This window comes from Anaerosporobacter faecicola, assembly GCF_012070565.1.
Classification (GTDB): Bacteria; Bacillota; Clostridia; order Lachnospirales; family Lachnospiraceae; genus Anaerosporobacter; species Anaerosporobacter faecicola.
In genome coordinates, this window is sequence record NZ_JAAQRO010000022.1 from 250554 (window position 1) to 276760 (window position 26207).

Sequence of the window (26207 nt, forward strand, 5' to 3'; positions counted from 1 at the left end):
ATTTTACTATTTTTTCTATTATTATCCTATTATGGTGTATAAAAATACTCCCTTAATTTTAATTTATATAAACTTTTAAGATTCTTATATTTATACTTATTATGTTGAAATTCACAGTATTTTTCTTGTCCAAACTGTGTTACACTCATACATTTTGGACACTGCTCTTGTACCTCACAAGTATTGCAACCTCTTATGGCACAAGCATCGTCAAATCTTTCTTGAACAATTTTCTGTGCAGTTACCAAGTCAAAATCCTTCCATTTCATAATGGGTTCCCCATTCATGCATGTATAGATATATTCGCCCTTAATTATAATTCTTTTTAATCCAATTGCAGGGCACTCTTTCTCATCACACCATCTACAATGATCCTCCAACATATAATCACTACAATCATAGGAACTTTGAGCTAAAATTTTTGTTGTATCTACCGCCTCTAGATTAAACAAATACATCTGAAGATCTTTATCATCCTTTAATGCCACATACAGCTTATCATCAAATGTTTTCGTATAAGCAGCTTCTCCCGCGATTTTTTTCCTGTATTCTACTGTCTCCGCATTATTAAGCTTATTAAATTCTTCTCCATCAAAACAGTCCCCCCCATACGCTCTCAATGGATAATAAAATGTTATATTACCTGGTTGACTTTCCTCTACTATATGCACTTTAATCGTAGTCCCAAAATCCTTTATTAGTTTAGAAAAATTAATACTATCCTTATCAATTAATAACACTTGAGGAACCTGTTCTTTTATTAGTCCAATCCCCATAATAGTCTGAATAAAACTTCTTCTATGTGACATTGCATACTTAATTAGGTCATTGGGTAAATGAGGCAATATCTGAGGATTATAGTTGTATAACATAGGCATATTATCATAATTATAATTTAAAACGAGTGGAGACGACAATTTAAGCGCTTCAACTTCTTTCTTATAACGCGTACTTACTTTCATAAATGCCTCTGTCCCTGCATAATACGTTAAAACATTATGTGCATAATGATTTGCATTCATCTGAGAAAGAACCTCTAGACTCTCTAATGCTTCTTGCTCCGTTTCTCCCTCCCAACCAAAGATCATATTAACCGTTGTATCAATCTTTAATGCTACCGATAACCTTACAGCCTCTCTTACCTTGGATATGAATACTTTTTCTTTTTCATATGTATGATTAATAGTAGGACTAACCTTTCCCATAGCGTTTAGAATTCTAGGAACTCCACTTTCAAGTCCATAACTGATTCTTACACAGCCTGCTTTATTTAGTAATTCAAGTAACTCCTCATCAACCAAATCGGCCCTCGTTTGGCAACCAAACTCAATATGAATCTGTTCTTTAATGATTCTCTGACATAGTTCTACTGTTCTAGCTCTTGAAATAGTAAATATATCGTCCATAAACTCAATCTTCGGCTTAAATCCCTGCTCTTTTGCAGTATTGGTAATATACCTCAATTCCTCAATAACACGATCTACCGAATTAAAGCTAATGCTATGCTGTCCAATAGCTGCAAAATTGCAGTATCTACAGCTGAACACACAACCTCTAGAAGTTACCAACATAACCATTTGGTTTACCCTTTGACATTCTTTAATATCAATTACTTGCTCAAGGTATGGAGATGGATAATGATCTAAATCTGATATCAGATTCCCCACTGGATTATCAATCATCTCACCTAATGCATTCCTATACGATATGCTACTTAAGTGACTATAGTCTTTTTTATGTAGGATACATTCAAGTAGATTAGGCCAGATTTCCTCACCTGCAAATTTACTACATATATCAATTTCAGGAATAGCATCAATAACGTATTGGGTGGAAAAAGTTGCTGTTGGCCCGCCAGCAACCATTACTACATCATCACCTAATCTTTCCTTAAGCAATCTAGCTAATTCTTTAATCAAATAGAAATTGTAATCATAAATTGAATAGCCAATAACTTTTGGATTTAATTTAGTAATTGCATCTGCTACTTCCTCCATGGTTGCATAAGAATCCATGATAAAACAGTTCGCACGATATCCTTTATCTCTTAGACTGGCTACTATATAACTTTGTCCCAGATGATATATAAACTTACCCGAAAAATCAAAAAATATAAATAAAGCGTCCATAATATTCACACTGACTCCTTCCTTATCTTGATAACTAAAATCAATTCGTTCTATGGTAACGTAGTAATATCTCCAATGTTAATCTGATCGTTTTCACATACACTAGCAATAATCCTCTCATACAGCTCAAGTAATCTTTCTATTGTATCTTTCTTAAATAATCTTGTGTTGTACTCCATGATCAGTCGAATTTTTCCTTCCTTCTCTATTGCTTCCAGTAATATATCATTTCTTGATACAAGATTGACATGTTCATGTGGAGTTATACTTAGACCACCTTCCAACTCGATTTCTTTTGTTCCAGTATTTTGCATTACAAATACAATATTGGATATAGGATTTGCTACATTACCAGTCCTTTCCCCGATATCCTTTACTAGTTCAAAAAATGGATATTCACAATTATCACATGATTCTAAAAAGTCTTGGTCCACTTTCTTTAATAAATCCTCGTATGTCATCTCATCTTTCACTGTACATCTTAAAACTATAATATTAATAAATACTCCAATAAGATTTTCTAATTCACTATGCGTTCTACCTGAAATAGGAACACCAATCGTTATATCCTGTTGTATTGTAAATTTATGTATCAGAATATAAAAAGCAGAAACCAAAGTAACAAAAATACTTACGCCTTGCTTTTCGGCAATTACTTTTAACTTATTCGTTAGATCCCTTTCGATTTCAGCATATATTTTATTACCAGATGTAAATACTTCAGCCTTGTCAATCTTATCAAAAGGTAGTTTTAATACCGTAAAATCTTGTAGCAATTTATTTAACCAATATTCTTTTTGTTTCTTATAAAATCCTTTGGAAAGAAGAGTATTCTGCCATTCAGAGTAATCGGTATACTGTATTGTCATATCTGGCAATTTGTTCCCTCGATAAATATTGGAAATATCATTTAACATAACCTGCATAGATGCAGCATCCGCTATTAGATGATGAATATCAAATAATAAATAATACTCATCATCAGTTGCTCTGAACAGCCCTACTCGAAACAGGGGTGCTTTCTCTAAATGAAAAGGCTTGATAAACTCATTTGCAACTTCATTAATATCTCGATTATTCATCTCTTGCTGAACAATCGAAAACTCTACCGTGTCCTCTACTTTCTGTACGATCTCATTTTTAATAAGATGTAGTGAGGTCCTTAATATTTCATGTCGACGAATAAGGAATTGTAATACCTCTTCTAACTTGTCTACATCTAAATGTCCTTTAACATTATAAACCCATGACATATTCCAACTAATATCTCTATGCTTTCTAATCGTTAATAGATACATTCTTTTTTGAGCCATAGATGCTTCATAATATTCCTTCTTTTTTGCTTTTGGTATTAACTCATACAGTTGATTCTTTAATTCTACTTGTTTACTTTCAACACATACTGCCGTTTTCTCTATTGTTAGGCTGGAAAGAAGGTCTTTTACTGTAAGCTTTGTATTCAATTCCGTATTTATTCTATTTACAATTTTCATTGCAATTATGGAATCACCACCTAGTTCATAGAAATTATCGTCGATCCTTAACACCGTATATCCAAGTGTATCTCCCCAGACATTCGCTATTAATTTCTCCACTGTTGAATAACTTCCTTCCTCTCTACCATGTAAGATTACATCAGGTAGCAACTTACTATTTTCCCTTCTATCTGAACTACTATAATTATTTATTGCTTGAACCCTATCCTTTATCCCCTTTGATAGATAAAACGGTAAAATTTCTTTAATAGAAAAAAGATCACTTCTATAATTCATTCTTCCAACAATTAATGTGTTAATCTCCTTATTCATAATCATCTCAAAAGATCGAAGTAGTTCCTCTGTGGTAAGCACTTCAAACATATTCTTGTTTCTCTTATACTGTCCCTTTGAACCTTCCACTGTTCTCTCCCATGGCGCCCAACTGATACAGATTGTATTTTTTTTAGATATATTTCTTGATTCTGCAAAGGACTCTATATACGAATTAGCAGCCGTATAACTTGCGGAACCTATCGCTCCCATAAGTGTAATTGGAGATGAGATTACTACAAAAAAATCAAGCTTCTCATTCTTTGTTAATTCTTCTAGAAAATAAGTCCCCTGAATTTTAGGAGCAATTACTTGAACAAAATCCTCGAAATTCTCATCTTTGATAAGCTTTCCCTGTCTTCCAACGCCAATTGCAGCACTATGAATGATTCCATTAATTTTCCCATATTTACTTTTTATTTTTTCTAATACCATTTTTAAATCTTCATACTTAGCAACATCAGCTCTGTAAAGTTCTACTGAGCTTCCACGTTTCTCAATCTGCATTAAGGTATTTAATTTGTATGTAACAGTATCATCACCATAATCATCACTACAATCCCAATTCTTTCTGTTTGGATACTCCGTTCGATTAACTAGGATTAATTTTACCTTTGCCTTTAATGATAAGGAAGAGGCTATATTAAGTCCAATTCCCCCCATTCCACCGGTTATTACATAAACACCACCATCCTCTATATGAACTTCTCTATTCTTACGATTAACAGGATTCGTAGCAGTAATCTCTTGCACATACCTTACACTGTCTCTATAGGCAACATATTGATCTTCTCCTAATTCAATCTCTTTTTGAATTTCACTCATTGGAGTATTCCTATCTGTATCGATGCATCTACAATTTATACGAAAATCCTCCATATTGACTACTTTTCCAACACCAAATAATGCTGCATATTCAGGATTAATTTTCGTCTCACTTCCATCAACACAATTAGCACACTGTCCCATAAGAATAAGATCCAATTGATTAAACTTTTCTTTCAATACAACCTTTATTAAATGAAGGAATTTATACAGTACCGTATTCATTCGTTTTCCATACGCAGGTACCTTATCCTCAATATTCCCTGGACCTGCAATATATATAATTCGTGCTATACATGCACCTTTCAAATCATTTAATACTCGTTTAATCTCTTCTTCCTTATTGCTTATATAGTACGCATTATTACTTGTCTTCTTAATGTCATTGCTAATTACCACATATCTTACATTAGATCCAAATCTTTTTGATAACTCTGAACCTGTGTGGCTATAATTCTCGCTAATTATAAGTGTGTACCCATTAGCTTTATCTCTATATGGTACAGTAAGTTGCATTCTATTCCACTGTTTCATCCAATAAAAGTTATCCGGACTATTTTCTAGGTTACTAAACCAATGTCTTTTGTTAAGAAATGGATATGTTGGTAGATGCACTTTCTTTTTTGAATTAAACTGATATAATGCACTCCATTCTATCTCTGCACCTTTAACATAAAACTCACATAGCTGTGTCAACTTTTCTCCATTCAAATCATTTTTTGACTTAATTGACTCTACTATGCGCGATGCTTCCGAATTGAATATCCTTTTCTCTTTCTCCGTTATTTCACCTTGATTTTTTACCTCTTTGCTCTCATTTACAACTTTAAAGTTATTGTAATATATTCCTGTATAAAAAACTCCAATTGCACTGTTTCCTTTTAATCCCAAACGCTTTAATAATTCTAATTTTCTTAATAAATCTGTTGTGCTTTCAATTATTAATGCAAGCCTACAATTATAATGCGTTCTACCTATACTAGCTGTGTAACACACATTATCCAGTCCCAACTTATCATAATCCAACTTAGAATAAAGTATAATTAATTTCTCCAAAGATTCTACTTCCTTTGCCGAAAGAGTTAATATTCTAAAGTCAGACTCTTCTCCAAGTCTTCTACTCCTACATAGATGGTTATCCGTATGTGGCGGTTCTTCCAGGATTACATGACAGTTCGTTCCACTAAAACCAAACGAACTAACACCACATCTCCTTGGAAAACCAGAGGTATTCCATTGGCTAAGTCTTGTATTCACATATACTGGCGACTCATGAAATGCAATCATTCTATTAGGACTCTCAAAGTTAATTGTTGGAGGTATTATCCCCTTTTGTATTGCAAGTGTTGCTTTGATCAGACCGGCAAGACCCGCTGCTGCATCCAAGTGTCCAATATTAGATTTCACAGAACCAATTGCACAGAACTGCTTCTTTTGCGTGTAATTTCGAAAAGCTCTCTGTATACCATCAATCTCTATCGGATCTCCCAATTTTGTTCCTGTACCATGTGCCTCAATGTAACTTATTGTCTCAGGATCAATCCCAGCATCCTTCCATGCTTTTACGATTACCTTCTCCTGTGCTATTGGATTAGGTGCTGTAAGACTAGCAGATGCACCATCTTGATTATACGCACTTCCTTTTATTACTGCATATATGCTATCCTCATCTTCTACTGCTTTATCGAAAGGTTTCAGCAAAACAGCTATAACTCCCTCTCCTGCACCTGTTCCATCGGATTGATCGTCGAACGTTCTTGTTCTTTTACTAGATGACTCGATGCCTATATGCGCTTGTCTAATAGGAAGTAAATTAATCTGCACACCACCAACAAGAGCCATACTACATTCCCCATTCCTTATAGATTGGCAAGCAATATGAAGGGCAACAAGCGAGGAAGAACATAACGTATTCACAACCATACTAGGTCCCTTCAAGTCAAATATATAAGAAATCCTACTTGCTATAATCGGAGGCAAGTTTCCTTGCACCAACATCGGCGAAAAGGAAGGGTCTATGACATCGTTAAGCATTTTTTTGTAATCCATATCATTAGATAATCCAACAAATACACCTGTATCAGTGCCCCTTATATTGTCCCCACCATATCCTGCATCTTCTAATGTTTCCATTCCTACTTCAAGAAATAATCTTTGATTCGGGTCCATTACTGCTGCCTCGTTAGGAGATAAATTAAAGAATTTGTTGTCAAATTGATCAACATTACTAAGATAGGCACCTTCTTCAAAATTAACCCCTTCCTTTTTGCGTCCAATAAAATTATAATATTCCTCTAAGTCCCTCCTCCTTTGTTCTGGAATGGTATCTATAAAATCTGTCCCCTCTACAACTTTATCCCAGAATTCATGAATGCTGTCTACTCCTGGAAGTCTTGCAGACATTCCAATTATGGCAATATCTCTAGAAGAATATTTCTCGATCTCTTTTTCACCTGATACTTTTCTCTCTTCAATTGGTATTAAATCAATTAAGTTATTCATATCCAGCTCCTTATTATCAATAATGATTAAGAAAAACATAGCCTTATCCTTATGTTCTCTTGACAATTAATAGTTTCAACGATACTTAAATTCAGTAAATAATTCTTCCGTTTCTGTCTCAGTAATAATCTCTTCCATTATCTTTATCTGTTCTTCCTTTGGAATCTTCTTCGTTGTAAGAACAGACTTTAGCATCTCCATTGCTTTTAACGCTTGGTCTTTAGATGGACTCTCTCCTTTTGCAGTTAACATTTCCTGCAGCTGTTTTATACTGTTATATGGTTTTATGACCCCTTCTAGATACTCATCATTATTCCAATTTGAGTTTTTGGTACACACTGCCATTGCTAAACATCTTGTTAGTACATCCGATTTCTTTGATAATATACTCATCTCCATTGTCTGTATTGGTCTTTTATCTTTCCCCTTAATTGCATCTTCATAGGAATACGATTGCATGTTTATTCCACTTTTTTTGATAATGTTGGTAAGTATACTTCCAGGACCCATTTCTATGGCATTCGTGATACCATTGTTATATAGATACTCCATCGTTTCCAACCATCTAACCGGCATAACAATCTGCTTTACTATATTTTCCTTAATTGACTCATACTTGCTATAAGGCCTAGCAAAACTATTAGAGATCACTGGATAATTTAAATTACGATATTCATACTGATTCAATTCTTCTCTTAATTTATCAACTGCCGGCTGCATTAATGAGCAATGAAATGGTGCACTTACATTAAGTCTTGTCAGCACTGCACCAAGTTGCTTTAGACTGTTCTCTAATTCTGATACGGCATGTACATCGCCGGAAACAACAACCTGATTTTCAGAATTGTAGTTGGATATACTTACCAAACTACCATCTGTTGAAAATCTCTTACATTCTCTATCAATCACATCGATATCTAATCCATACACCGCTGTCATACAACCAGATCCAATTGCTACTGCCTCCTGCATAAATCTTCCTCTTTGTTTTACTATCTTCACTGCATCAGAAAACTGAATACCTCCTGCACATGTTAATGCAGTAATTTCACCCAAACTATGTCCTGCCATATAATCAGGTCGTATTCCTTCATTCTGCATATAAACAGAAAAAGCTGCATAACTAGTTGTTAATATAGATGGTTGCGCATTCTCTGTCTTCATCAGTTCACTTGCTTTGCTCTCAAAACATAACTTCTTCATATCTATGTGCAGACTATCACTTGCTTCCTCGAATACTTTTCTTGCAATGCTATGTTGCGTATATAACTCTTTCCCCATGCCTACATATTGAGAACCTTGTCCTGGGAACAATAAAACAATACTTTTCATGTACGGCCCTTTCCGCATGCATATATCATGCAATACTATATTTTTAAGTAACAAATAAAAAAACAAGCAACTCCGTACATGCGCATTATAAATTGTTTATTAACTACAATTTATAATGCGTAGTAAGAAATTGCTTGATTTATATAACATCGTATATTGTTCTAGACTTACCTTATCATTCTATTTTCCATATGTTGAATACCTATGTTATTATGTAATCTGTTTATCCAATGGTAAATACTTTGGGTATTTATTTTATTACCTTGTTAATAAAATCAATGTCATACTGATGCTCCCCGTATTTCTCTTCATTATCAATTATTGTTCCTTCTGTAAGAGTTATACGTAATACAATCGAATTCGGATTTTCCTCGTCACCGACCTCTTCAAACCAGTCAAAAACTTTTTTGAACTTGTCTCGAATCTTTGCATTCTTCTCATCCATAACCCAACCAAGATTCTCAGCGATTCCATGGAATGCAAACCAATCTAACCCAGCTACTGCGACCTCATTGTTCTTTTCAATTTGTAACATCTTATTCTTTCTAGCATCTGTGGATACATAAAACACACCATCCTCATAATAAGCACAAACCATACGGGTCGCAGGACATGGATTACCTGTAGCATTAGGAGTAAGCGAAATTGTTGCAAGAGAAATAACTACTTCTTTATCATCTGGGCAGCGCTCTTCCATTAATTTAATTGCATCATCATATTTACTCATTGTTACATACCTCCAATAATATTATTTATATTTATAATAAATCCAACCTAATTCGTTTAACAAAAAAATTATGATTGGTATTATAAATGCCTATATTTTACATATTATAACATTTTTATTAAACTGTCAATCATATAAATCCTATTATTCTTCTAGGTACCCAACCATTGTCATAGATCCATTAACCATTGTACGTAATGTCATATTCATTTCGATACATATCAATTAATTCTAATACTAATTCTCTTTGTTGCTTAATAAGTTCTCTTGCCTCACTTAATATTGTTGTGGTTCTTTTCCTACTATAGGCCAATGTTTGAATCAACAACTTATTAATGACTCTTTGCCATGCATATTTCATTTCTCTTAATCTTTGGCACATATTCTCGCCATCTTTTAATGTGTACTTACTGATAAGATCACAAGTATATCCAAAAAACAAGAGATGCTTCGCTTGTAGCATCAAGTTCATTCGAAAGATATCTCTTTGTTCTGATACCTTGTCTTTGCCACTCTCTACTTCATACAGATCAAACAAATCTTCAATAAATCCCAAACCGCCAGCTGGGTGTGTACCTGTATCATACACTAACCCTTCAAATTCTTTCATTGCATAGTTTAATAGATTTGCTCTCTTCTTCTCAAGCATTTGCGTATCCAAATGATTAATATTGAGATACCCAAGAAGTCCCTCCTTAATATCCTCGTAAGCATACTCCCCATCCCAAACATTAATTTTGCCTGTACTATCAATATTAAAATAATCTGTTACCTTCATAATTTTATTCTTATCAATTTCCGAAGATATCACACAGTGTATCGTTCCTTGATCCGGATAAGTCGGAAAAAGCAAGTGGTTTAATACGGCAGTACTTAGTGCTAGCATTACCGTTTTGTCTTTAAATGTATCTGGATTCACATCCAACGAGATAAATTGATACTCTTTATCAAAATATATCTCATAGTTTGTATCCGTATCCGAGAACAAATTATTAATCAATATATCAAACTGCACATATGGTAATGCAAATCGTTTCTGACTCACATTAACAATTGTACTATCAGGATTTGTATATCCACATAAAAAGTAGATATCTGATTCTGATAGGTCAATTCCCTTAATTCTTAGATAATTTGAAAGTGTTGTATTAAAACAAGTTAGGACTTCTGTTTTAAATACTAAATTATTCAAACTAAATATATGATTTTCTCTCTCTACTCCATTTTTTAATTCACTCATATTCAATCCTCCTATTTTTACTTTTTTACTCTTTCATTAAATTTCTCCTACCGCTTCAACTAATTATGTATATCATTTTTACTGTAACTTGATATCTATTTGTTTTAAGGCGTCTAATTTCCCTCCAATCCTTAAGAAATGGTACCAGAATTCAAATATTGCATAATCTCCCAAATAATCTGTTGTATTCTGAATTTTTGAACGCATATAACGAATACATTCTTGTGCTGTACTACTGTCCATAGTATAGTGCTTCCAGTTATATTCCGCTCCTGTTATCTTATATTGCTCTCTTTTATTATCAATTGGCGTACCTATTTGACAATTCCACATTTGCATATAATAAGTAGTAGGACAGCTTTCATTCATGAATGATATGGTCTCTTCAATTGTCTGTTTTGTTTCTCCTGGAAACCCTACCAACAGGAAAACATACGTTAAGATTCCTGCATTACGAAACTTCCGTATTAACTCTTTGGCCTTTTCATGATCAACTTTTTTGTTCATGTTATGTAAAACTGTCTGACTACCAGACTCTATACCAAGCATGACTCCTATACAACCACTCTGTCTCATAAGCTCAATTGTTTCATCATCGGTATCAATACATCTAAAATATGAAATCCATCGAAATGAAAACTTATTACGAATTAACATCCTTAGTATATCTTTGAAACGGTTTAATGGTACATTAAAGCTATCATCAATAAACTGTAATAATGCCGTAGGATTAACAGCTGCTAAAGTACGAAGCTCACGTTCAATATTACGAATACTCATTACTTGATACGGTCCTCCATACATAGGAAAGGAACAATATTCACAATTAAATGGACATGAAATTGCAGTACGAATGGGTATCTGTAGACCCAACCGATCTTTAAATACTGTCCAATCTATATAATTATCCTCTAAGTTACTGTAATCCACTATTTGTTTTGTAAATAAATAGTTACTTTTTACCTTGTAAAAAAGATTATTTACCTCACTTATTTCCCCTATCCCACTTTTATAATTCAAAAGCTGGACAATTGATTCTTCCCCATAGAAACTATTAATATAATAATCTGCACCAACGATCCTCATAAATAAGCTACGCATACTGTCTGTCTCATATTGAATTAAACTTGCAAAACTTAGACCGCCAATTACGATCTCACATTTTGAATTACACGCTCTTATAAATGAAACAATCTGCTGTAGCTGTAATGCATTTTTTTGTAGCTCTGGAACAAACTTTGTAGTTATCCCCACTAATTTAACATTCCCTTTTAGTTTTTCTTTAAGCATATCCTTTTCTTCATCAAATGAATTGATGAAGTCAAATGTATACCCTCTTTGCGTAACATAGGAACCTAGATAAGCTGCTGCTCCACTAAACGGTAATGTAAACTGTATATCATACTTGTTATTGTTATAAACATAAGTTGCTTTTTTAGAACTAAGTGTTGTACATGAAACAAGAAGGAAATCACAATCTCGACTATTCAATATATACCTCCTGGTCTAAGATACTCTCTCTTCTCTTATGAGAGTTCTTTCATTTTTTTTGTTATACATATCATAAAGTAAATGCGTTGATATGATACAATTAATCGCCATATCCTCCACATCTGTTACCGTCTCAAATTTCTTTTTTAATCCTTTCTCATGCAATACCTTTACTTTCATAGGATCAAATATACCGACTTCTTTTGTAACATGTTCACTCATCATTTCATGGACATAATCTTCTATTTTATTCCCCTGATAGAATATCTTAAAACCAGGTGCTCTATAGGCATACTTGTCCCTTTGGTATATCTTATCTGGAATAATATCCTTAAAGGCTTCCCGCAATATGTATTTATCCTTAAATCCATTACATTTATATTTTTCAGGTAACGAATTCGCAAAATCCATTATTTTTTTATCTAGATATGGGAATCTGCCTTCTACGCTATTACTCATAAGCATTCTGTCCCCTTGAGAGGATAACAAATAACCATTTAATAGAGTAATCATTTCAAGACATTGCGCTCGCTCATAAGGATTAAACGATTTATACTCCTTGGGTAATACCTCGTATAATCGATCTGTGTATGATAAGGATGTTAATGTTTCTAGATGCTCACAAGATAAAAACTCCGTAACCGACTTATTGGTTTCCCATCTTGTTAAATGAGAATAGAATACGTTATTGTTTTGTTTAAGATGTTTTCTTTGAAAAGCTTTGAATTGTTCATATGATTTTTCATCTAGAAAATTATTTCTGTATAAAGATGGAATTGTATCTGACTCCGGATCTTTTGCCCATAATAATCGTAATTTGAGTTCACGAAAAATATGGTATCCCCAAAACAGTTCATCAGCCCCTTCACCACTTAATACAGTTTTGATCGTATTCTCTTTTACTAAACTAGATAATACTTGAAGAGGGATCGGCGCACATTTAAAAAGGATTGTTTCTGCATGTTTTACCATATTCGGATACATTCTAGCTAAATCTTGATTATAACAGGTAATACTATGATGATTACTTCCTATGTCTTTAACAATTAGGGATTGATATGCTGATTCATCAATAGACTTTTCTTCAAAAGCTACAGAGAATGTATCTATCTTTCTGCCTAATACTTTTGTAATAATACTTGCGATAATCGTTGAATCTACTCCACCACTCAAATACATACCAACTGGCACATCTGCTGTCATAGCTCTATCAACACTATCAATAAGTAATTGTCTCATCTCCACTTTTGCATCTTGGAAGGTCCCATCAAACTTCGTATTAAAATTAAGTTCCCAATATTTTGTCTTATTCACTTGCAAGGATTTGTCGTCATCAATCTTTATAGTAATTAACTCTCCAGGTATAACTTGATAGATATCCTTGAATACGGTATATGGATAGGGAACACTCCATAAACACAAAGACTCATATACCGATTGAAATGATAGTTCTCTAGGAATGTCTAATTCAAATAGAGCTTTTATTTCTGATGCAAAATAAAAATGATTATTATGATAATAATAAAACAAAGGCGAAATACCTGTTCGATCTCTTGCTAATATAACGACATTTTTGTTCTTATCATACAAGGCTAATGCAAACTGACCATTTACCTTCTCTAAAAACCGATCAGAATACTCTTCGTATAGATGAATAAAAACCTCTACATCTGTATCCGTTCTAAATATATGCCCTAATTTAACTAACTCCCTCTTCAGTTCTTTATAATTAAGCACTTCACCATTGCATACTAGAACTATATCCATACGTTCGCTGTAGATCGGTTGGTCTCCATTATTGATTCCTATAATTTTAAGTCTTGTCGATCCCATTGTACAATTCGTGTCATTATACATTCCTTTCGAATCAGGTCCTCTATACCATAAGGTATTCATCATCTTATGAAGAAGATTTTCCTTTTGTGTTAATGATAGTTTACTGTTAATAATCCCGGATATACTACACATTATTCTCCTCCTATCGTCGAACTTAATTCCTTTTGATTCGTTTTATTGATACGATTTTCTATATATTCTGCAAGTTCGGATATGGAAGGGTAGGAAAAATAATCTGGAATTGTCGTTACTCCCGGATACGTTTTCTCCACTAAGCTATGTACCTGCATTACTAATATTGAGTTCCCGCCAATACTGAAAAAATTATCATTCACCCCGATATCTTGATTTTGTAGAACATTCTCCCATATACCAATTAACGTATGTTCGATCTCATTGGTAGGCGCAACATACTGCTTAATTGCTTCCTCTTGCCTTATTCGCTTAAGTGCAGCTATATTCACTTTACCATTTGTCATAAGAGGGAATTCCTGTAGCTGAATTATATAAGTTGGTATCATATAGTCCGGTAGTTCACGGGCCAAATCCTGTCTTATTTCCGCTACCATGATTTTCTTTGTTGCTGTGAAGAACAAGCATAGTTCGGTATGTTCCGCTTGATCTGTACATGTTAGTACAACCACTTTATCTATATACCTATGTCCAGCGAATACCGCCTCAATCTCATTTGGTTCAATACGATACCCCATAATCTTCACTTGATTATCAATTCTGCCCATAAGTTCGATTGTTCCGTCTTGTCTCCATCTTGCTAAATCTCCTGTTTTATACATAATCTCATTCTCTGCAAATGGACTCTGAATAAACTTTTTAGCAGTCAACTCCGCTTGATTTCCATAACCGAGCGAAACCCCTTCCCCCACTACACATAACTCACCAAATACTCCAATTGGAAGTAACTGTTTTTCACTATCCAGTATATAAATCTTATTATTGGCAATTGGTCTACCTATGATAGACGTATTATTCGCATCCATTGATTCTGAATAAGTTGTTCCTATTGTAGTTTCCGTAGGTCCATACTCATTGATCAACCTTACTTCTGGACATGTTTTTTTGCTCAACTCAATAATAGAACCATCTGCTCTTTCTCCTGCAAGTACAATAAATCGTAAACTCTTTAACCTTTCATTTTCCACATTCTGAAGTATCATTTTATAGATTAAAGGTACCACACTAAAGTTTGTGATCTTCCGTTCTAAGATAACATTTCCTACATAACTTGCGTCTCTCCAATAAGTATTGTCGACAAATACAACACTACCGCCCGATAATAATGATGGATAGAAATTTGTTCCGAACCCATCAAATGCAATTGACAATAGTTGTAATGATATATCACTTGCATTATGTCCAAGTGAACGAATTCTCCATTTTACATAATTATATAAATTCCTATGTGAGACAGTAACTCCTTTTGGAGTTCCCGTAGAACCAGATGTATATATTACATATACAGGATCGACTGACGAACTCCTTAATGACAGATTTGTATCAATTTCATGATCGAGATCCGGACTTGATAAATGTATAATACTTCCATCGAATGGTATCGTCCTTTCCTTACAACAATTTGTTACAAGTAACCTTACATTGCTATCGCTAATCATAAATTGGATTCTGTCGTCTGGGTAACTAGGTTCGATTGGCATATAAGCACAACCTGCCTTTAATATGCCTAGTATGCCTACTGCAACCTCTGTTGAATTGTGTACCATTAAACCAATGATGTCACCATTGTTCGCACCGTGGCTTCTTAAATTTCGAGCAAGTTGATTTGCTCTACGATTTAATTCCCTATAGGTTAGTTGTTCATAATTTCTCATCTGATCTTTCACGTAAGTTACTGCAATCGCATTACTGCATGTATTCTCCTGTTCCTCAAAGAGCTCCGTAATAGTTTTTACATCTCCAAAATCAAGGAAGGTATCATTAAACTTTTGTAATGATTCTATTGCCTTCTTATTAACTAGTTGAATATCCTTTACACTTATATTAATGTCCTTAATAACTTGCGATAGAACAGATTGATACGCTTCAAGTATTCTTTTGGCATACTCGCCGTCCATTACCTTCTTGTTATATAATAGTTTTACATTTAAAAATTTTTTATGCTCTAATGAAATAACAAACGGACACTTTTCATCACGAATCAATTCATCAATACAGGATATTTTGCTATGAATACTCTCAAAATGTAAACACACGTTATGACTACTTATGGGATTCTGTCCCCCACCTAATAGTTCAGATATACTGTCCATCGGATAATATTGATACTTATACCCCTCTATTACGGTTTGCTTCACTTCCTGTAAAAGCTCTTTAAATGATATATTCTCTTTAACATAATCCCTTAGTACGATGAATCTATTATATCCCTGTTCTTTCTTCATGTTCTGTAGGGAATAGACAGGCGAAGATACACAAACATCCCTTACTCCAGACAATCTGAATAGTAATATCTTTAGTGCTGCTACTGTATATACATACAGTAATATCTCACTTTTTTTACATAACTTTGTAAGCTTTTCATCCAATTTTCTGCTAAGAGTGAACATTATTTCTTCACTAGCACTCCCAATCATTTCTTTATTATGGCCATAAGGTATCTTCACTTCTTCTATATTACCTGCAAGTTTATTAAGCCAGTATTCTTTGGCCTGTTCAAACTCTTTGCTTGAGATACTGTAATTCCTTATCACGATCTACCTCCTACTTTACTTACTCATAATTATGTTCTACTACCATATTAATAAAATCATCAAACTTAGGATAAAATTCTCTGGCTAACTGAAAAACCTCACTTACTTTTTGATAATCAATTTTGTCCTCAATAAACTTATTACAGTAGTTGCAGTTATCACAGTTATTCTTACAAAAGTTATCCTTTTCGACAAAAGGCTTGATAAATCCGTCTAACTTCTTATTATCCATATATATCTTAAAATTATTAGTTGGAGAAAAGGAATCCAATAATTCCATCAGATTTCCATCAAATGACTGTCTAAAATAACTTTCCACCGTTTTCACAATATCACCAGTAATAACAGCTTGTCTCCCTTGTATCTTAAAATTATTGATACCAATCTCAGAATAATACTTGATATCCTCTGGTCTAATCCAATTCATTCTCATTAGATTTCCCACATCTTCAACTCTCTTCATAATACATCTATGTGAATAATAGGTTGTACTTTTCTTTTCCATACTGGAGTCATGTGAGACCTGATTCTGATGAAACATTCTATAGATACAATTTTTATTGCATATAACATTTACAATAACTTCTACTCCACTCCCAAAAGCTCCAATGATGTTCCTTAATGTATTAAAGTCCCTATTAATGGATTCATCCACGACTACTCGATCAACCCCAAGTTTCTTGAAACTGCTTGCTTTATTTGCATTTATTACTTGACACAATGTGGATGCTTTTATTTCAAATTGATATTTCGATAGATTTACAAGCTCGATTAACGAAGGCATGGCGATGGTTAACTTATTAATTCCGATTTCATAAATTGTATCTAAAAAATCAGTTAACTCCTTAATTCCTTTCGTAGTAAATTCTCTATTTGATAAGCAAGTTGCATTAAGGGTATAATTGAAATCAATTCCTTTTTGCTTTGAGTCATTCACATATTTACTCAATTTATTCATATCAACTTCTGGTAACAGATCCCCTGCTCTACCCGATCCTACTATATTTCCTACGGTAATTTGTCCATAAGTCTCCATTACCTTATTCTCCGGATATGTATTACTTAACTCACAATATCGTTCTAGAGTTTCTGATTTAAAATCCGCTGGGACATTATAATATCTCATACATCTTCCTCCAAATATCTATTCACCATCTTTGTATAGGTATCCATTTCTCCAAAAAACCTAAGTGCTTTTTCATTTAATTCTTTCACTTCATTAGAATTCATACTCTTTTTTGCATAACTTTCACAGTATCCACACGAGTGACAGATATCCTTACAAAAATCTGGTTTGTCATAAAACATTTTTACAAACCCATCCAATTTTTTATTATCCACATAAGGTTGAAATGAATTATATGGTGCGAATATCGTTATTAAATCAAATAAATTACCATCAAAATCTTCTGAAAAATAATGTTTCAATGTTTTGATAATGTCTCCATGTAATATATTTTGTCGTCCCTGTATCTTAAAGTATGAAATCCCTGTATTGACGTAATATATTAAGTCTTCTGGTCTTATCCAATTTAACTTAATTGAATTTTTGAAGTCATTTGCTTTTTGCATAGAGCATCGACAAAGATAAAAATCTCTTACCAGTTGTGATGTATTCTGAGGAGTACAATGTGCTTCGTGATTATAATGAAACATCTTGTATGTACAATTTTTGTAACACACATTGTTTACTATTACCTCCACCCCACTACCAAAAACCTTGCACACCCTCCTAAGTGTATCAAAATCTCTTGTAATATCAGGATCTACAACTATCCTGTCGATATTCTTATTCTTATAGAATAAGCTTTTACTTGGAGAAGTAATTTCACATATAGCAGAAGCTTTTATCTTAAAACCTAAGTTTGTTGCTTGTACCAATTCTATCAGTTGTGGCGAGGTGAGTGTTAAAGCCTCTACACCGATTCCATTCAATGTCCTCAAAAAACGAATAAGCTCCTTGGTACCTTCTTTCGTAAATTCTGCATTCCCCATACAAGCTGGATTTAATGTGTAATTAAACTGCATTCCTTTTCTTCTTAGATACATTACGTATTTTTCAAGATCTTTTAAGTCTACCTTAGGTAATGTATCTGTCACCCTTCCTGAGTTAACGAGAGGAACAGAAGTTGCTTGTCCGTAAGTTTCAATCACTTTTGAATCGTTATAGGTTTCATTTAATTCATGGAGCTGATCAATTGTATCCAATTTAAAATCTGCCGGTATACTAAAATATTTCTTCATAATCAACCTCTTCCAATCCTTCTAAATAATTTATTGTATCTTTCATCTCACTCAATACATCTTCACTTTCATTAAAATTCGTTAATTCAATATCCTCCACTTTACAAGCATGCCCCTTATCTAAAATAAATGCATTTATAATTGTAATAACACACTCACATATCTTCTTTATCCCTAATAAATCATATTTTTCATTATTATAGCTAAACACAAAATCTATCCCATCCATAGTTCTTATATCTAATGCAATATCAAAGTTTGTTGAATAAGAAGAAGAGGCAAACGCGATACTCATCTTTTGCGTATCTTTGATCTTTGTAACTTCAAGTGGGTAATTTTGAACAACTACAATTGAATCAAAAAGTTGTCCCTCTATCCCCAACATACTATATTGCTTTAGGTCAACTAAAGATGTACCTTGATATTCTTCAAATGCTATTATTGTTTGCTTAACCTCTCTAAGAATGTCTCTTATCTTACGATTCTTCTGTATCGTCAACCGTAATGGAAGAGTATTTACAAACAATCCTACGATATTGTCTACCAAGGGGATGTCTGTGCTTCTACCTGACAGTGTTACTCCAAATATTGTATCCTCATATCCACTGTATTTTTGTAACGCGATCCCCCACGCTGCGTATATAAGGGCGGCTAATGTAGTCTGTTCCTGTTGAATAAAGTCTTTCATCGTTTCTTCCATGCTTCTATCTAGATGATACATATATTTACTTGGCATACCTCTACTCTTATACGACTCTTCCCTTCCCAAATAACATGTTGGCTTATAATTCTTTAGGTAATTTTCCCAGAATACTTTCTGCTTTTGCTTATCTTGATTTTGATACCATCTTACCAATTCTTTATATTTTGTCTTATTCGATATCTTTGGCTCTCTACCATTCAGATACTCCTCGTATGCATATAATAACTCTTTAAATATTATTCCATTACTCCAACCATCGTATATGATATGATGTGCACTGACTATCATGTAATACTCATCATCTGATACCTTACAAAATATAATCCGATATGGGTTTTGATCAATATTAATACGTTCGCTCTGATCAGAGTGCAACAAATCGTCCAAACACTTTTGTTTCTCATTCATGGATAATGTTGAGTAATCATATTCCCTAAAAGGAATCTGGTATTCTTTTAATATAATTTGTACTGGTAATTTAAGTCCAATCCAACAAAATACGGTTCTTAGCATCTCATTATTCTTGGCAACATACTCCCATGCTCTCTTTAAAAACGCAATTTTAATTACCCCTTTTAAACGATAACAGTGTTGATCAATGTTAACTCCCTCTCCTGATTCGCTTAGGTAATGGAATAACATTCCCATCTGCATAGGCGTCAGCCCCATTATATCTTCTACGTTCTCTTTACAGAACTTACTCACTCATCAACTACCTCCATCTGACTATCCATAATTGTACCGATACAATCAATGATATAATTGATTGTTGTATCCTGATTAATTAAAATGACTTCTTCTCCAAAAGTGATGTCAAATTCTAGTTCAAGTTTAACGAGCATCTTGATAAAGGAGATAGAGTCCATATTCAATTCGCCTAACTGCTTATCAAATAAATCCTCATTATATTGAACCCCTTTAATTTCTTCAATCACAGACTTCGTATAATTTTTAATTTGTTTTCTCTCCATTAGCTTTTCCTTTCAACATGATTAATTAATTTCTACAAAATCATTATCCCATTCATAAATTGCATAATATCGTTTCTCATACAAAACTACTGCTTCATTATGATAATATGGATGAAATCCATTAAACATAAATGGAATAATAACATTCCTTGTTAAGAAATTGCGCGTTAATAATTTTTCATTATTTGTATGGATGAACAGAATACTTCTTTCATTATTTCTAGGGTGCGGTATCGTTTGCAAAACGCAATACTCTCCAAAATATCGAATACCTTTATATTCAAAATATTCATTATATGTCTTAATTGGTATCTTCAAACAAGTTCCGTAGAATAGCTCCTTTTCAATGATGCTCTGATTTACATTAATGAATATGTTATTGATCTTTTGACTCACATCTAAATCAAAGTTATCAATTATATGAATTGGATAATGTACATCGAATTTACCTACAACACCATTTGTTAATGGAGAAGCAAATTTTTCTGCTGTTTCATATACTATTTTTGAATAATTTTCAGGTATATAAATAGTAAGAGGTGCCATATATACATCTAAGATTCCGATCCCCTTTCTATAGTCAATAGATTTCGTCCATTCACTAACGACTAAGTAACTATCTTGCGTACACAAAAAAATCACTTGGTCTTTCTCATATTCTTCAAATAAAAACACCTGTTGATTGATCACAATTGTAAAGCTCTTCCTATTAATGAACGGTGGTAACTCCACCTTAAATCCATCCGTATCATCTACTTCGAGCTCAATCCTCTCATTCGAAACAATTCGCCCATGAATACTCAACTGTGTTTTATCATAAGAAATCCCATATAGCGTTAACCAAAACGACTTTAAATATCGATTCATACTAGACTTAAAATATACTTCAAGTGGATATTGGTCTTTTCCTTTATTACGAAAATAATCTGCAATTGGATATAGTTTAAAATCTGATAAAGAAGCACTAATGATATTTTCACATCTAACTTCTTGATAATTTTCTGATTTTAAACCAGCCTTAACAGCTCCGATATTGTCTAAATAGTTATAATCATAATTTGATACTACATTGACTATAGGTAGATTTGATACATTCATTAATTTGTCGTAGATCGGTGATCCGGATATCAAAAATGCTGCTGCTGATAAATCCGGATAATGCTCCAACAAAAACCACAAATCAAAACTTGAATGACTTTGACCGATTAGATAAACCCGATTTTTATCAATGTTATAATTGTCATACAAGTAATCCAACACCTCAAAATATCTGGCTTCACTCATATATCCTCCACCTAAAATACCGCCGCAATAAAAATCAGCGAGAATGTATTCATCACAATCGATTACACTCTCGCTAAAAAAATATTCTTCTTTATCTACTAAATAAAGCACTAAAGGATAGGATAACGTATCATCATAGCCCTCCGGCTCTTTTACTATTACTTCTTGTATGGAATGATCTGTGTCAGAAACAAAGTATTTTCTATTCGTATGTACTGGTATATCGTGTAGAATATGCGATAACAACATAACTAGCTCAAATCGTCTTTCCTTTGGTATATACATCTTAGTAAGCTTTTTACGAATTCCTTTTATCGTAATCGCTTTCTTCGTATCCCATTCCTTTTCACAATGATCTGCTCGCTCATATAAATCAGTTAATTGCCTTTCTGGTAAATTCACGGCCAAGCTGATAAACGGATTCTCCCTATTTATACGGAGTCCTACATGAAATATCTTATCTTTATATCGTCCCAAATTTACCTTATATCTTGTTAATCCTCTTAATTGAACTTCCTTTATCGCCGGGATTCCATATGTAATGTACTCAGCTTGTGTAATTTGCTCAAATGGACACAACAGCATGTATTCTAACATTCCATTTTCTGAATTATATTGCGATATGATCTCTATCTTTTTTTCTGATAGTATATTACCTAGTAGTGGGAATATCTCACCATTTAATGCTTTGGTATAATCATATAATTGAATATATCCTTGTGCTAACGTGTTATCTTTTTGATTGATATATTCAATTATGACTTCATTCTTACCTCTCTTAAGCATTAACTCAATGAATTTTCGTTGTTGAAATTCTAATCCTACACAAACTGGTTTTCTATTAACCCATAGTTTGAATATACCAGAAAATCCAATATCCATCACAACTCTTTCCATTTGATTACACTCAACTGTTACTCCAAAACATATACACTGATCGGGATCAAAATCAGTTAAATCACTATAGAGAAGTTTAATTTTGTTATGGATTACTGTACTTTTTAAGTTGTTTTGGATGTTATGAATAGATTCCCTTATTGTTTTATTTAATTGAAGACAAAATATATCAAAGCTTTCCTTACTCGCCTTGTTCAGAATAGAAAATGTATTAACTAATATTGTATTACCCGTATAAACATAATTTACTATATTATCCATACCCGCTCTCCATTCCTAATTCAAATTCTATATATGCTACTTTTTCTTAATACTAAGTCGTATCGCTCCAACTGGACATAATTCCATACAACAAATGCATAAATTACACTTATTTCTATTATTCTTTGGTTTTTTATCTATTATCTCTATTGCACCAAAAGGACAAACCTCCGCACATTTCCCACATCGAATACATACATCATAATCAATCGTAAATAATCGGCGTAGAACAGAAATATAGGTTTTCCGATCTCCACTTTCATAAATCGGCAATCGGTATAATTCATCATTCCTATCAACTTCTTTCGGGCAATATAAAGAAAACTCTTGTGGTGTTTTTAATATACTAAGTTCTCTTTTCATCGCTTGTTGTAAAGTCTTTAGCTGTCTAATATCAAATCCGGTCATGTTCGTACAGTAGTAATCTACTAGTACTCCATCTGTCCCAAGTACAAGTTTCCCCAGATATTTTGGATTCCCAAATGAAGGCCCCATACCTTCCATCGCCACGATTGCATCCATAATAACAATATCCGGTTTTTTAATCGAATATATAGAACAGAGTACATTAGCAAAATCAGTCTCATCTAAAAACTTATGTGTTTCTTTTCTTTGCTCCTTTTTTATACAACCAAACATATTCTTAATTGCGCCTGTATAGTTTGTTAACATGTGTGTCTTAAACTTAGGTATCTCAATTAGAACATCACACATAGCAATGAGCGAAGAGTATTTATACGTTATCCCAGCAACCTCAATATCCGTATACCCATACTCTCTCAAATTATAAAAAGGAAGATTATATTGCTCTAGTACAGGTAAAATTCCCGTCTCCTTGAGCGTGTTTATACTATCCATATCCTCACAGAGCATTACCTCACAGTCTAAAGAGATTAGTATATCTACAATAAGAGAAACTACAGCAGGGTGTGTTGTTGCTGCTTGTTCTGGTTTTAGCGGACCTAAGAGATTTAGTTTCACCGCAACCTTTCTCCCTTTATCAGTAGGTAAGTTATTCTTTATGTAGTTATACACTTGGTTATAACTATTATATAGGCTATCATAATTCTGTTTATTAATTACTTCTATCTTACTATCTATTCTAACTTACTCCCTTCTTAAAGCACTTTTTACTCGTCAGAAAAAAGAATTGTGGTAAAACCTAATTCTAGGTCCTACCACATCTTCTTTTCACATCATTTACGATACTGCCTTAATTACTGATGCTCCTAAAAGTTTAACTTTAATCTTTTTCATGTCTTCACCCCCTTTCCTTATCACCAAAAGTACAATTGTATGTAAGTATTACATACCTCCTCTTAGAATATTTTCATACGTCACTAATTTATATTGGCCATAGGTTTGTAATTCTTTATATAAAATATAGTCAAGCTCTACATTCTCATTTTTCTCTTCCCAGTAGTTTATAAGAAGCATAACTGCAAGTCCTTCATGATCTTCATAGATTGAACGTGTATCATCGACCTTATCCACTTCTAAGTACTCTAAGAGCTGTTGCTCTAACCGTTCCTTTAAACTATCTTTTGCTAATAGCAATTGAATAATTTCATTCTTAACACGTTTTTCCACTTCTAGATATCTGCTAATCTCCTCAAACTTATCCTCAATTTTATCTCTTGGAATCGTTTCGTATTTTAATTGGCTTTTAATCAAAGAAAACCATACTTTTTTGATATTATTAGCAACCTCGTCTAAAATGTTCAGACACACCTTCATATACGGTTCTACCATATAGTTATTCTCTACTAGCAAAACATCTTTTTTAATAAAGGAGTAGATTAATTGAACTCGATCAAACAGAAGTGATGAATGGTAGTCATACAACTCCTTCTCTTTTACTATCTTTCTTACCTTTTCTATTTCATCGTAGTAATTACACTTTAACTTTTGGATGACTTGATTCTTATAATCCGATAATGGTTTGAAATCAGGTTGCACGATTACTCTGTATACACTCTTCTTTGCCTTTTCATATTGTTCAACATCAAACGTAAAATCTGTTACATTATAATAAACATCATTCACTAGATATCCATCATGACTTTTACCATATATTAGAAAACAATGTTCCCCTTCCTCCTCGATCTTCTGTGTATAAGGATAATCCTGTAAATTCATTATAATAAAGTAAATCTGATCCTTATCAAAAGTTAGCTCACTATCACAAGGTATCGGTTCACACTGAATACCGTAATATTTAGTTGCCATAATACTAATATTCGTATTAAATTCTATAATCTCGTCTATATACCTACGTTCTTCTTTTGTACACGTAATTGAATTTTCAATAAATAGCTTCCAATATTCATTGTAAAAAAAATAGCACAAAGTCATAATTTGCTGTTCAAAGCAATTGTATATACTCTTATCTTTACTTCCTGTATAAATCACATTTTTCAAATCCATATCCAATCACCCTCTTACCTCACCTGAATACTGATTGTATCCTACTCTTTGTCATACTCTATGTACTACCCATATATTATCCTGCGTATAGGTACCCAGATTTTTATCGATATCCACATGTACAGGATTTAGGGCTCCTGGGACTATATACTCACCTGTTGAACCAAAGTACAAGCCGCTCCACTCTTTCCATTGTTCGATAGGAGCCCATATGGATATTCCCCTACATTGTTTAACGATATCCCCTCCCGCTTTTACATGAACTCGTAACCAAGGATCATAAGGTAAACCATCATCGTTCTTCCAGCTAATATACTCTCTACTATCTATTAGCGGATATAAGTGTTTTAATGAGGGTCTTAGAGGAATAACTACTTTATCCACCCCTTGTTCGCGTGCAATCATTTTTAAAATTTCAACACATTCATAACTAATTGCGTTACCACGAAATTCAGGGTTCACCACTACTTGTAATGCTAGTAATGTATCTAATTTCTCTCCACTATAATAATTATGTGTTACTTGCTTTAATCCCCAGTACATACCATCTTCGTGTAACGCATTCACATCATCCCCTAATCGAAATGGTGCTGCGTTGACAACTGCTACAATTTTATTATTGTGTGTTAATACTTTCTGACAATCGCTATAATTTCCTAGCATGAAGCCCCAATAACTTCTCATTACCTTTTCCCCTTGCATAAACTTGGGCCATGCTTTTTCATTAATATTCTGTATTTCACAAATGCATTTTGACTCTTTATTGTACGAACTTACTTGATATTCCATATCTACCTCCGTTAT

16 protein-coding genes are annotated in these 26207 nt (G+C 33.3%); all 16 read right to left on the reverse strand.

Annotated features, from left to right (window positions below):
* Positions 1 to 29 precede the first annotated feature (29 nt).
* Entirely contained in the window at positions 30 to 2129 is a 2100-nt protein-coding gene (locus tag HBB17_RS09295) for a B12-binding domain-containing radical SAM protein (RefSeq protein WP_238483724.1), read from the reverse strand.
* Between the two features lie 50 nt (positions 2130 to 2179).
* Positions 2180 to 7264 (reverse strand): SDR family NAD(P)-dependent oxidoreductase, encoded by a 5085-nt coding sequence (locus tag HBB17_RS09300; protein WP_167957198.1) that lies wholly within the window; start codon positions 7262 to 7264, stop codon positions 2180 to 2182.
* A gap of 75 nt (positions 7265 to 7339) precedes the next feature.
* Entirely contained in the window at positions 7340 to 8596 is a 1257-nt protein-coding gene (gene fabD, locus HBB17_RS09305; protein ID WP_167957199.1) for an ACP S-malonyltransferase, read from the reverse strand.
* A gap of 250 nt (positions 8597 to 8846) precedes the next feature.
* On the reverse strand, positions 8847 to 9323 hold the full coding sequence (locus HBB17_RS09310) for a pyridoxamine 5'-phosphate oxidase family protein (protein WP_167957200.1): 477 nt from the start codon (positions 9321 to 9323) through the stop codon (positions 8847 to 8849).
* A 181-nt stretch (positions 9324 to 9504) separates the two neighbouring features.
* On the reverse strand, positions 9505 to 10563 hold the full coding sequence (locus HBB17_RS09315) for a hypothetical protein (RefSeq protein ID WP_167957201.1): 1059 nt from the start codon (positions 10561 to 10563) through the stop codon (positions 9505 to 9507).
* A 78-nt stretch (positions 10564 to 10641) separates the two neighbouring features.
* Positions 10642 to 12054 (reverse strand): radical SAM protein, encoded by a 1413-nt coding sequence (locus HBB17_RS09320; protein ID WP_167957202.1) that lies wholly within the window; start codon positions 12052 to 12054, stop codon positions 10642 to 10644.
* A gap of 15 nt (positions 12055 to 12069) precedes the next feature.
* Positions 12070 to 14022 (reverse strand): asparagine synthase (glutamine-hydrolyzing), encoded by a 1953-nt coding sequence (asnB, locus tag HBB17_RS09325; RefSeq protein ID WP_167957203.1) that lies wholly within the window; start codon positions 14020 to 14022, stop codon positions 12070 to 12072.
* Positions 14022 to 16616 carry a non-ribosomal peptide synthetase gene (locus HBB17_RS09330; RefSeq protein ID WP_167957204.1) on the reverse strand — a complete coding sequence of 865 codons (2595 nt, stop codon included), beginning with the start codon at positions 16614 to 16616 and terminating at the stop codon, positions 14022 to 14024. Before HBB17_RS09330 ends, asnB begins: the two co-directional genes overlap by 1 nt.
* Positions 16617 to 16635: 19 nt before the next feature.
* Positions 16636 to 17742 (reverse strand): U32 family peptidase, encoded by a 1107-nt coding sequence (locus HBB17_RS09335; protein ID WP_167957205.1) that lies wholly within the window; start codon positions 17740 to 17742, stop codon positions 16636 to 16638.
* Positions 17739 to 18860 carry a U32 family peptidase gene (locus HBB17_RS09340; RefSeq protein ID WP_167957206.1) on the reverse strand — a complete coding sequence of 374 codons (1122 nt, stop codon included), beginning with the start codon at positions 18858 to 18860 and terminating at the stop codon, positions 17739 to 17741. The genes HBB17_RS09335 and HBB17_RS09340 overlap by 4 nt, the downstream gene beginning before the upstream one ends.
* The gene (locus tag HBB17_RS09345) at positions 18844 to 20268 is read right to left on the reverse strand and encodes a condensation domain-containing protein (protein WP_167957207.1); all 1425 of its coding nucleotides are present in this window, start codon (positions 20266 to 20268) and stop codon (positions 18844 to 18846) included. The genes HBB17_RS09340 and HBB17_RS09345 overlap by 17 nt, the downstream gene beginning before the upstream one ends.
* Complete coding sequence (locus tag HBB17_RS09350) at positions 20265 to 20534, reverse strand: phosphopantetheine-binding protein (RefSeq protein WP_167957208.1); 270 nt, start codon at positions 20532 to 20534, stop codon at positions 20265 to 20267. The genes HBB17_RS09345 and HBB17_RS09350 overlap by 4 nt, the downstream gene beginning before the upstream one ends.
* Before the next feature lie 21 nt (positions 20535 to 20555).
* On the reverse strand, positions 20556 to 22976 hold the full coding sequence (locus HBB17_RS09355; protein ID WP_167957209.1) for a hypothetical protein: 2421 nt from the start codon (positions 22974 to 22976) through the stop codon (positions 20556 to 20558).
* 36 nt (positions 22977 to 23012) lie between these two features.
* Complete coding sequence (locus tag HBB17_RS09360) at positions 23013 to 23957, reverse strand: DUF362 domain-containing protein (RefSeq protein WP_167957210.1); 945 nt, start codon at positions 23955 to 23957, stop codon at positions 23013 to 23015.
* Between the two features lie 324 nt (positions 23958 to 24281).
* Positions 24282 to 25403 (reverse strand): hypothetical protein, encoded by a 1122-nt coding sequence (locus tag HBB17_RS09365; RefSeq protein WP_167957211.1) that lies wholly within the window; start codon positions 25401 to 25403, stop codon positions 24282 to 24284.
* Between the two features lie 51 nt (positions 25404 to 25454).
* Positions 25455 to 26192, reverse strand: coding sequence for a hypothetical protein (locus HBB17_RS09370; protein WP_167957212.1), 738 nt, complete (start codon positions 26190 to 26192; stop codon positions 25455 to 25457).
* Between the last annotated feature and the right edge of the window lie 15 nt (positions 26193 to 26207).

Excerpts from the sequence above, each read along its gene's own strand:
- HBB17_RS09295 (WP_238483724.1), bottom strand. The coding sequence starts at position 2,129 with ATGGACGCTTTATTTATATTTTTTGATTTTTCGGGTAAGTTTATATAT.
- HBB17_RS09300 (WP_167957198.1), bottom strand. The coding sequence starts at position 7,264 with ATGAATAACTTAATTGATTTAATACCAATTGAAGAGAGAAAAGTATCA.
- fabD (WP_167957199.1), bottom strand. The coding sequence starts at position 8,596 with ATGAAAAGTATTGTTTTATTGTTCCCAGGACAAGGTTCTCAATATGTA.
- HBB17_RS09310 (WP_167957200.1), bottom strand. The coding sequence starts at position 9,323 with ATGAGTAAATATGATGATGCAATTAAATTAATGGAAGAGCGCTGCCCA.
- HBB17_RS09315 (WP_167957201.1), bottom strand. The coding sequence starts at position 10,563 with ATGAGTGAATTAAAAAATGGAGTAGAGAGAGAAAATCATATATTTAGT.
- asnB (WP_167957203.1), bottom strand. The coding sequence starts at position 14,022 with ATGTGTAGTATATCCGGGATTATTAACAGTAAACTATCATTAACACAA.
- HBB17_RS09335 (WP_167957205.1), bottom strand. The coding sequence starts at position 17,742 with ATGAGATATTATAATGTCCCAGCGGATTTTAAATCAGAAACTCTAGAA.
- HBB17_RS09340 (WP_167957206.1), bottom strand. The coding sequence starts at position 18,860 with ATGAAGAAATATTTTAGTATACCGGCAGATTTTAAATTGGATACAATT.
- HBB17_RS09350 (WP_167957208.1), bottom strand. The coding sequence starts at position 20,534 with ATGGAGAGAAAACAAATTAAAAATTATACGAAGTCTGTGATTGAAGAA.
- HBB17_RS09355 (WP_167957209.1), bottom strand. The coding sequence starts at position 22,976 with ATGGATAATATAGTAAATTATGTTTATACGGGTAATACAATATTAGTT.
- HBB17_RS09365 (WP_167957211.1), bottom strand. The coding sequence starts at position 25,403 with ATGGATTTGAAAAATGTGATTTATACAGGAAGTAAAGATAAGAGTATA.
- HBB17_RS09370 (WP_167957212.1), bottom strand. The coding sequence starts at position 26,192 with ATGGAATATCAAGTAAGTTCGTACAATAAAGAGTCAAAATGCATTTGT.